Below are 8,766 nucleotides of genomic sequence, written 5' to 3'. Positions count from 1 at the left end.
ACAATTTTACTAGAGTGCAATGCTGAATGGATTCAGTATGGCTCTTAGTCAAGCACATGTTTTGGTGAAGAGCCTTAAAAAATACACAATAGTTTTTTTATGTTGAAAAAAACCGTTATGTTAATGAAATAAAACATCTTATTAAATAAAATAAGGATCTTCGGCAAAACGAAGGGTTGATCACCGTTCCGACAGCAATTTGTTTATCTGCGTGAAAGCGGAGTGTTAACGAAGCGGCTAGACGCTCGCCCACAGGAAGCTCTGCTCTGTGCGAAAGCGAAGCGGCAGCAACAAAGCGAGTAGCCTGGAACGGAAATCACCCCCAAGTTTTGAGGAGCCCCACTTTATTTAATATGACACCTAAATCTCATTGCCATAGTAACTTTCTAACAGAAATTTTCAGTCTTTTTTGATTGTTTTAATATATAAGGAATGAAAATAGTCTATTTTCTTCTTGGCGAGCATAAAATGACCTATCGACAATAACTTGAGGTCCAAACAAGGGGGACATGAGTTGTTGAGCGTAGACACTATTCGCGAAACGGGGAGGAATAATTGTGGATTCATTAAAAGTATCATCACGCTCTAATCCAAATTCAGTTGCAGGTGCATTAGTCGCGGTAATCAGAGAAAAAGGGCAAGCAGAAATGCAGGCAGTTGGGGCAGGTGCACTTAACCAAGCCGTGAAAGCAGTGGCCATTGCACGCGGATTTGTAGCGCCAAGTGGCACAGATTTAATTTGCGCACCGGCGTTTGCCGATATTTTAATTGCTGGTGAGGAACGTACAGCTTTAAAGCTTCTTGTGGAAAAACGTGTTCGATAAAAAGTAATGAAGTAAAATGCCTTGCACATAATAAGCTGCAAGGCATTTTTTTCGTTCCGAAATGAACGACATCGTGTCGGCCCTCGTGTTGCTGCCGCTACGCTTTCGCACAAAAAACATCTGCTGCTGCCGCAACTTTAGCACTGTGCTTAAAAAAAATTTGCTGCTGTCGCTGCGCTTTCGCACAGAAAAAATTTGCAGGCCTAAGCACAAAGCTGATTCCGGACGTAAATATCCGTGGCATAATTGATTAGGTTGCGTAGTTCATGCTTTACATATTCACATGTTAAATGACTTTTAACCGAAAAGTTAGAGCTGATATAGAAGTTGATTGGAGTGTAGACTGCCGACTCCTTGGAAATTTTCATCTTTATTTAGCAAATGTTTTTGTTGCTTAGCTGTTTGAAAATTACAACTTTTTTTACGTGATTTTCAGTCAAAGGTCTGATTTTCGTTTAAATCGGGGAATAACAATAGTGCAGACCGTTTCTTCGTGTTAAACTTATGAAGGAAAAACAATAGTATACACATTGGATCTAAGGAGTTGTTGACATGTTACATCAGCTTTCATGGAAAGTCGGTGGGCAACAGGGTGAAGGGATTGAAAGTACAGGCGAAATTTTCTCAATGGCAATGAATCGTTTAGGTTACTTCCTATACGGTTATCGTCATTTCTCTTCTCGAATTAAAGGTGGCCATACGAATAATAAAATTACAGTTCGTCCAACAGAAGTGCGTTCAATTGCGGATGATTTAGATATTTTAGTAGCGTTCGACCAAGAAACAATCGACGTCAATTATAAAGAACTAACAGAAAAAGGCGTTATTTTAGCGGATGCAAAATTTACTCCAGTGAAGCCAGAAGATTCAAAAGCGCCATTATTTGCGGTACCTTTTACAGAGGTAGCTGCAGAGCTTGGTACTTCGTTGATGAAAAATATGGTGGCAATCGGAGCCACTGCTGCATTGCTGAATTTAGAGGACGAAGTGTTCCAAAATGTTGTAGATGATATTTTTGGAAGAAAAGGTGAAGAAGTTGTTCAGAAAAATATGGAGGCCATTGCACGCGGTCATGAATTAATGAATGAGCTTTTAGGCGATCGTGTAGGTGAATGGGCTTTAGCACCAGCAGACGGTAAACGCCGTATGTTCATGATCGGGAACGATGCAGTAGCACTTGGAGCACTTGCGGCTGGGACACGCTTTATGGCTGCCTACCCAATTACACCAGCTTCTGAAATTATGGAATACCTTATTAAAAAATTACCGAAATTCGGTGGTACGGTTATTCAAACAGAAGACGAAATTGCTGCAGCGACAATGGCAATTGGAGCAAACTTTGGTGGTGTTCGTTCCTTTACAGCATCTGCAGGCCCTGGTCTTTCATTAATGATGGAAGCACTTGGTCTTTCAGGTATGACAGAGCAGCCACTAGTTGTTGTCGATACACAACGTGGTGGTCCATCAACAGGGTTACCAACAAAACAAGAGCAATCAGATTTAATGGCGATGTTGTATGGTACGCATGGTGAAATTCCAAAAGTAGTGATTGCACCTTCTACAATGGAGGAAGCATTCTTTGACACAATCCAAGCGTTTAACATTGCAGAGGAATTACAATTACCAGTTATTTTAATGACGGACTTGCAATTATCTCTAGGTAAACAATCTGTGGAACCGTTCGATTATAATAAAATTGAAATTCGTCGCGGTAAAATTGTTACAGGTGACATTCAAGAAGCGGCAGATAAAGCATACTTCAAACGTTATGAAGATACGGAAGACGGTATTTCACCGCGTGTACTACCTGGTACATTAAACGGAATTCACCATGTAACAGGGGTTGAGCATGATGAAACGGGTAAACCATCTGAAGCAACTGGTAACCGACAAGTACAAATGGATAAACGTTTCCGTAAGCTAGAAGCATTGAAATTTGATAATCCAGTATATTCAAAAGCGCCACATGAAGAAGCTGATATTTTATTAGTGGGCTTTAACTCAACACGTGGAGCTATTGAAGAAGTACAAGAACGATTAAATGCTCAAGGTATGAAGGTGAACCATGCACATATTCGTTTAATTCACCCATTCCCATCTGCTGAGGTGGCACCACTTGTAGCAAAAGCGAAAAAAGTAATCGTTGTAGAAAATAACTACACAGGTCAACTTGCAAATATTATGAAGATGAATGTAGGTGGTCACGATAAAATCGAGACTATTACAAAATATAATGGTACACCATTCTTGCCAGGTGAATTAGAAAATCGTGTGAAGGAGTTGACTCGCTAATGGCAACATTTAAGGATTTTCGTAATACAGTGAAACCAAACTGGTGCCCAGGCTGTGGTGACTTCTCTGTACAGGCAGCGATTCAACGTGCCGCGGCTAACGTTGGAATTGAACCAAACGAACTAGCTGTTATCTCTGGGATAGGCTGTTCTGGTCGTATTTCAGGTTACATTAATTCTTACGGTTTCCATGGTATTCATGGTCGTGCATTACCGATTGCACAAGGCTTAAAAATGGCAAATCGTGATTTAAACGTTATTGCTTCTGGCGGTGACGGTGATGGCTTTGCGATTGGTATGGGGCATACAATTCATGCCATCCGTCGTAATATTGACATCACATACGTTGTTATGGATAACCAAATTTATGGTTTAACAAAAGGGCAAACATCTCCACGTTCTGCTGCAGGATTTATTACAAAATCTACGCCAGGTGGTGCGATTGAGCCTTCATTAAAACCGTTAGAAGTAGCTTTAACAAGCGGAGCTACATTTGTTGCACAAGGTTTCTCAACTGATATTAAAGAGTTAACAGCTTTAATTGAAGCAGGCATTAATCATAAAGGCTTCTCATTCATCAACGTATTCTCACCTTGTGTTACGTATAACAAAGTGAATACGTACGATTGGTTTAAAGAGAACTTAACGAAGCTTGCTGATATTGAGGGCTATGATCATTCTGACCGTGGTATGGCAATGCGTACAGTGATGGAGCATGAAGGTTTAGTAACAGGTATTATTTATCAAGATACTGAAACAGCTTCATATCAAGAAAAAGTACCAGGCTATTCAGAGCTACCATTAACAGATATTGATATTAAAATGAGCGAAAATGATTTTAATGAATTAGTGAAAGAATTTATGTAAATCAAATTTTATATTGCACGACAAAAAGCATTTGGAATTCCTCCAAATGCTTTTCGTGTTTTTGAAAGACTGTGCAATGTGGTTCTTCGGCAAAACGAGGGGTTGATTTCCGTTCCGGCTGGGCGCTTTCCTGGGGGCGTCCGATGAGCCGCTTCGCTTCGCTGCAGGGTCTCATCTGTGACGCTGATCCCCGAGGAGTCGCCCAGCCTCCACTCCAATCAACTATTCTCAAAGCATATATCATAAAACGAAACTTCAGTAAGAGGGACGTTTGTGCAAAAGTGAAGCACTACAACATTTACAAACCTTGACCAAAATGATTTTCATAGTGAAGCTCACAAAAATCTTCGATATCCTTATAAAATCCTTATAATCATTTTTTACACTATAATCATCGAAAGGAAGATGATTATTAGATGGAAGATATTATTTTACAAACAGAAAATCTTAGTAAAAGCTTTAAGAGGCAAAAAATTGTAGAAGATTTGTCGTTGACGATACCACGCAATACTGTTTATGGTTTACTCGGTCCAAACGGTGCAGGGAAATCAACAACGTTAAAAATGATTACGGGGATGCTGCGCCCGAATGCAGGAAAGATACTTTTTAATGGACGTGAATGGAATCGTAGTGATCTACAAGATATTGGTGTATTAATTGAAACACCACCGCTTTATGAAAATTTAACGGCAAGAGAAAATCTCAAGGTTCGAACGATTGCCCTCGGATTGCCACAGTCACGTATTGATGAAGTATTAAGAATTGTGGACTTGACTAATACAGGAAAAAAACGAGCAGGACAGTTTTCGTTAGGGATGAAACAACGCCTAGGAATAGCGATTGCGCTATTAAACTATCCCAAGCTTTTAATTCTTGATGAGCCAACAAATGGTCTTGATCCAATTGGCATTCAAGAGCTTCGAAAACTGATTCGATCTTTTCCTGAGCAAGGGATTACAGTCATTTTATCTAGCCATATACTTTCGGAGGTAGAGCAGGTCGTTGATGAAATTGGCATTATAGCGGGAGGAAAATTAGGCTATCAGGGAGTTGCCCCGCAAGGCCAGGAATTAGAATCATTATTTATGGAAGTCGTGTCTGCTAATAGAAAGGTAGGCATGTAACATGATTTCAATTATGAAGGCTGAAAGATTAAAATGGAAAAAGACTTTTATTCCTAAATTAGTTTGGCTGGCACCCATTGTGGCAATATTACTAACTGCAGTATTAATGGGAGGAAGGTTTTTTCAAAGCGGCGCTTATAATTGGTGGTATACAATGCTCTTACCAGGTGCTCTGACGATATGTTGTGCATTAGTGGTGGAAAAAGATGCTAAATTGAAATATCATAGTATTCTCGCAATGCCGTTCGATCTGCAGAAAATTTGGTTTGGTAAAATACTTGCATGTAGTGCCTGGTTATTATTAACGACGCTCATTTTCTTTGTAGGTATTACTGTTGGTGGAATACTTTTTGGCAATAGCTATTCTTTTATAAATAGTTTAACAGGTAGCTTGTTAATTTTTATAACGTTTTTATGGCAAGTTCCACTTTGTTTATTCCTTGCAGCAAAATTAGGAACTTATATAGCTATTTTAATAAATTTAGTCGGCAACATTGCTGGTATGATTGCATTTGCGAATGGGGATTTTTGGTTTAGCGTTCCTTATGCCATTACAGCAAGACTTATATGTCCAACATTAGAGATTTTACCAAATGGTTTGCCGGTGCCTGAGGGCAGTCCATTATTAAACACGTGGGTTATAGCTCCAGGTATATTAGTTACCTTAGCATGGTTTGCTTTAATAAGCTTCCTTACTGCACGATGGTTTCAAAAAAGGGAGGCCAAATAAAGTATGGTAATGTTAAGATTACTTAGAGCAGAGTTTCTTAAAACAAAAAGAACGCCATTTTTGCTCACACATCTAATTGTACCTATTATTATTTCAGGGATGTTTTTAGCATACTATACTTATTCACCATGGGGTTTTAATGATAGGGTAACGGCTTATCTTCAAGCAGTAGCATGCGGGTTTCCAATTATTATTGGATTAGTGTGTGCAATGGCAGCGGAGCAAGAAGCAAATGCAGGACATTTTCAGGGGATGCTAACAGCTACTAAAACAAAAATAGTGGCCTATTTAAGCAAGTTGCTACTGTTATTGTTATTTAGTTTTGGAGCAATATTACTGTCCTTCGGTATTTTTAGTGTTGGTTTTATTGAACTTTTGCATGAAGATACTTTTGGTTATCAATTTTATTTCATAGCTGGATGTATTCTATTTGTAAGCTTTGCATTTTTATATATTTTACATTTTTTTGTTAGTCTTCATTTTGGTAAAGGTGCCTCAATCGGATTAGGTATTGTAGGATCACTAATAGTAGCCTTACTACTCACTGGACTAGGTGATGGTATTTGGTCATTTATACCTTATGGTTGGGGTGGTCACTTTGTTTCATTATGGGCAATGAAGGCGTCAGGGGTTGACTTATCGACAGTGGAAATAGGACTACAGGAAGGTATTATTACTTCAGTATGCGGGACATTGCTCGCATTAGTTCTTTCTTGTTTATGGTTTTGGAAATGGGAAGGAAGAAAAACAGAAGGTTAGGGAAAATGATGAGGGTAGAAATATGGCGAAAATATTAGCAGTAGATGATGAAAAAGGTATTTTAGTATTGATGAAAAATGCATTACTAAAAGACGAGCATTTAGTAACGGCAGTCTCTGATGCAACAGAAGTAAGTAAAATGGATCTTGGTGCCTTCGATATAATTTTATTGGATGTGATGATGCCCGAAATTGATGGATTTACTTTATGTGGCCAAATACGTCATGCTGTAGATTGTCCTATCCTTTTTTTAACGGCTAAATCATTGGAGGAGGATCTAATGTATGGACTAGGGCTTGGCGCAGATGATTATATTATCAAGCCGTTTGGCATTGGAGAGCTACGTGCGAGAGTGAATGCACATTTGAGGCGCGAAAAAAGAGAGAGACGTAGTATTCTTTTTGTAGATAATGTTCACTTCAATCTCTCGGGCAAAGAGCTGTTTGTAAATGAAGAGAAGGTAATGCTGACAAAAAGCGAATATGAAATATGCGAATTTCTAGCTCGAAATCGAGGACAAGTGTTTTCTAAAGAAAAGATTTATGAAACGATTTTTGGTTTCGATGGGAAGAGTGACAGTACGGCTATTACGGAGCATATTAAAAATATTCGCTCAAAGCTACATGCCTTTAATGTTGACGCCATTGACACTGTATGGGGGATCGGATATAAATGGAGACAATAAAGCCTAATAAAGGAACACGTTTACATACTTTTTTTCTTCGATATCTCTTTTTCCTATGTATAGGCACAATTTTATTAGTAGTACTACTGTTTAGTATATTTTTATTCACTTTTTCTGCCAATATCGTTTTGCCCGCAAATTATGCAGAAACTCAGATTTCATTAGCAAAGGAACGCATTGCGTCTAGTAGTTCTATTACAGCTGATATTATTCCAGACCTTGTTGACTACGCTGTTTTTTCTAAAGATGGACAATATCTTGCAGGGAATCTTTCAGAAAAGGAAGCTTTTAAGGCATGGAATGTAATGAAAAAAGGAGAAACTTCAAATGGTTCCCAATTTTACTCGTTGATAGAGCGAGAAAATGAGATTTGTATATTACGATATTATTTAGTACCTCAGTATCGTTCAGAAATTTTAAGAAAATATTTGCCTAATCCACAACTATTAGAATTTCTAGTGTTTATTATAGGGATAGTATCTTATGCAACTGTGCTTGCTATCCACTTTGGTAGAAGTCTTAAGAAAAAAATGTTTGGCTTGCAAGAAGCGATTGAAAAAATACAAAATCAAAATTTGGATTTTAAGATTAACCATTCAGGAATTCGTGAAATAGATGAAATATCGATTTCTCTTGAACAGATGAAAGAGGCCTTAAACAACTCGTTAAAACAGCAATGGGAAATAGAGCAGACCCGTAGAGAACAAATTTCTGCTCTCGCCCACGATCTGAAAACACCGCTTACAATTATTCGAGGGAATGCAGAGCTTTTACAGGATACTGTTCAAGATGATAGTCAAAGAGAATATAATGACTATATTTTGAAAAATACAATGGAAATAGAAAAATTTACGAAAGAGCTAATTGATTTATCGAAAATGGAGAAAAATATCGTTCGTGAAAAAGCGAATGTTAAAACAGATGCATTTATGACAGAATTAGAAGATCAAATGAGAGCTCTTTCATTGGAAAAAAAGCTTCAAGTAGATGTCCAAAAGGAAATGCTACCTGCACTTATATTGATCGATGAAGAGCAGTTCTATCGAGCGATTTTAAATATCATTGCCAATGCTGTAGAACACACACCTGAAAACGGCAAGGTGATATTAACTGTTCAAAGCGCTGCTGACTTTATTCAGTTTACCGTTACCGATAGCGGCTATGGATTTTCTCCGAGAGATTTAAATGAGGCTACCAAACAATTTTATCGCGGAGATCCAAGCAGAAATGCAGGAAATCACCATGGGATGGGACTTTATATTGCTCAATCCATTGTTCAGAGACATGGTGGCACATTGCAAATTGGCAATGATTTAACAGGTGGAGGAAAAGTAACTATAACAATCCCAATCATTTTAGACTTTGCGTAATTGTTTCTGCTGTTACTTTGCTTTGGCACAGATATAAATTATCAGGCGTGTTGATTAGGAAAAAATAAGTTTATTATTGAGCGATAAAAGGATTTTTTCGTTACCACTTTGCCAAT

General features: G+C 38.2%; 8 protein-coding genes. All 8 read left to right on the top strand.

Translation table 11 applies throughout. The annotated features are described in order from the left end of the window. The first annotated feature begins 557 nt into the window (after window positions 1-557). A complete protein-coding gene (locus AMS59_RS07995; RefSeq protein ID WP_010858535.1) occupies window positions 558-824 on the top strand; it encodes a stage V sporulation protein S in 267 nt (88 codons plus the stop codon). Window positions 825-1,376: 552 nt separating this feature from the next. Continuing rightward, complete coding sequence (locus AMS59_RS07990) at window positions 1,377-3,116, top strand: 2-oxoacid:acceptor oxidoreductase subunit alpha (RefSeq protein ID WP_053483224.1); 1,740 nt, start codon at window positions 1,377-1,379, stop codon at window positions 3,114-3,116. Continuing rightward, window positions 3,116-3,982, top strand: coding sequence for a 2-oxoacid:ferredoxin oxidoreductase subunit beta (locus AMS59_RS07985; protein WP_053483223.1), 867 nt, complete (start codon window positions 3,116-3,118; stop codon window positions 3,980-3,982). The genes AMS59_RS07990 and AMS59_RS07985 overlap by 1 nt, the downstream gene beginning before the upstream one ends. 416 nt (window positions 3,983-4,398) lie before the next feature. Beyond that, a complete protein-coding gene (locus AMS59_RS07975; RefSeq protein WP_053483221.1) occupies window positions 4,399-5,106 on the top strand; it encodes a lantibiotic protection ABC transporter ATP-binding protein in 708 nt (235 codons plus the stop codon). A gap of 1 nt (window position 5,107) precedes the next feature. Next, on the top strand, window positions 5,108-5,836 hold the full coding sequence (locus AMS59_RS07970) for a lantibiotic immunity ABC transporter MutE/EpiE family permease subunit (RefSeq protein ID WP_053483220.1): 729 nt from the start codon (window positions 5,108-5,110) through the stop codon (window positions 5,834-5,836). A gap of 3 nt (window positions 5,837-5,839) precedes the next feature. Beyond that, the gene (locus tag AMS59_RS07965; RefSeq protein ID WP_053483219.1) at window positions 5,840-6,595 is read left to right on the top strand and encodes a lantibiotic immunity ABC transporter MutG family permease subunit; all 756 of its coding nucleotides are present in this window, start codon (window positions 5,840-5,842) and stop codon (window positions 6,593-6,595) included. Window positions 6,596-6,617: 22 nt separating this feature from the next. Beyond that, on the top strand, window positions 6,618-7,280 hold the full coding sequence (locus AMS59_RS07960) for a response regulator transcription factor (RefSeq protein WP_053483218.1): 663 nt from the start codon (window positions 6,618-6,620) through the stop codon (window positions 7,278-7,280). Further along, on the top strand, window positions 7,268-8,650 hold the full coding sequence (locus AMS59_RS07955; RefSeq protein ID WP_053483217.1) for a cell wall metabolism sensor histidine kinase WalK: 1,383 nt from the start codon (window positions 7,268-7,270) through the stop codon (window positions 8,648-8,650). Before AMS59_RS07960 ends, AMS59_RS07955 begins: the two co-directional genes overlap by 13 nt. Window positions 8,651-8,766 lie beyond the last annotated feature (116 nt).

The organism is Lysinibacillus sp. FJAT-14745 (genome assembly GCF_001275675.1).
In the GTDB taxonomy this organism is placed as follows: domain Bacteria; phylum Bacillota; class Bacilli; order Bacillales_A; family Planococcaceae; genus Lysinibacillus.
Note: the sequence above shows the minus strand (reverse complement) of the source record. Positions and strands in the feature narration are given on the sequence as shown.

Coding starts and splice junctions, on each gene's coding strand:
- AMS59_RS07990 (WP_053483224.1), top strand. CDS start 1,377: ATGTTACATCAGCTTTCATGGAAAGTCGGTGGGCAACAGGGTGAAGGG.
- AMS59_RS07960 (WP_053483218.1), top strand. CDS start 6,618: ATGGCGAAAATATTAGCAGTAGATGATGAAAAAGGTATTTTAGTATTG.
- AMS59_RS07970 (WP_053483220.1), top strand. CDS start 5,108: ATGATTTCAATTATGAAGGCTGAAAGATTAAAATGGAAAAAGACTTTT.
- AMS59_RS07985 (WP_053483223.1), top strand. CDS start 3,116: ATGGCAACATTTAAGGATTTTCGTAATACAGTGAAACCAAACTGGTGC.
- AMS59_RS07975 (WP_053483221.1), top strand. CDS start 4,399: ATGGAAGATATTATTTTACAAACAGAAAATCTTAGTAAAAGCTTTAAG.
- AMS59_RS07965 (WP_053483219.1), top strand. CDS start 5,840: ATGGTAATGTTAAGATTACTTAGAGCAGAGTTTCTTAAAACAAAAAGA.
- AMS59_RS07955 (WP_053483217.1), top strand. CDS start 7,268: ATGGAGACAATAAAGCCTAATAAAGGAACACGTTTACATACTTTTTTT.